2 pseudogenes are annotated in these 702 nt (G+C 77.2%); both read right to left on the bottom strand.

The annotated features are described in order from the left end of the window. Positions 1-545: pseudogene (locus BZY54_RS48460) on the bottom strand (DNA helicase RecD); the annotation flags it as partial. Then, a pseudogene (locus BZY54_RS50090) lies at positions 542-702 on the bottom strand (aldo/keto reductase); the annotation flags it as partial. The pseudogenes BZY54_RS48460 and BZY54_RS50090, both read right to left, overlap by 4 nt.

Here is a 702-nt window from a genome sequence, read left to right as displayed (position 1 = left end):
GCCGACACCGGTCCCGGCCGCCGCACCGGCTCCGGGGCGGGCCTGCGCCGTACCGGCTCCGGCTCGTGCGTGGCGAACGCGGTGGCCGGGGGCTTGGCCCCGCTCTCCACCGCCCGCACCGCCGCGAGCAGGTCGGCCGCCGTACCGCTCAGCTTGCCGCCGCTCTCGATCGGAGCCTTCTTCTCCGCCTTCCGGCGCTCGATCCGCTCCCGCTCGAGCCGCTGGGCCGCGAGCTCGGCCTCGGCCTCGGACATCTCGGCCGCGGGCGCGGCGCCCTCGGCGGCCGTCTCCTCGGCCGCCGCGTCGCCGGTGCCGCCCTTGTCGTCCGGGCCGTCGGTGCCGGTGTCCTCGGCCGGCCCGTGCCCCGTCGCGGGGTCCGTGCCGTCCTTCACGTCCCCGGCGTGCCGGGCCTCGTTCTCCGTCGCCGCGTCGGTGTCCCGGGCGGTGCCCTCCGCCTCCGGGCCGTTGCCCGGGGCGGTGTCCTGTGTCGCCGTGTCCGGGGTCCCCGGCTCGGTGCTCTCCGTGGTCTCCGGCTCCGTGCTCACAGCGTGCTCCAGTCGTGATCGGGATAGCGGTGCACGGGCGCCGACACATCGTCGAGCGCCCGGCAGATCTCGTCAGGAAGACTAAGCGCCTCCACTGACAACGCCGCCGTGAGCTGCTGCGCGGTGCGCGCGCCGACGATCGGGGCGGCCACCCCGG

It is taken from the genome of Streptomyces carpinensis (genome assembly GCF_002154505.1).
Taxonomy (GTDB): domain Bacteria; phylum Actinomycetota; class Actinomycetes; order Streptomycetales; family Streptomycetaceae; genus Streptomyces; species Streptomyces carpinensis.
This window is presented reverse-complemented; position numbering and strand designations above follow the sequence as displayed.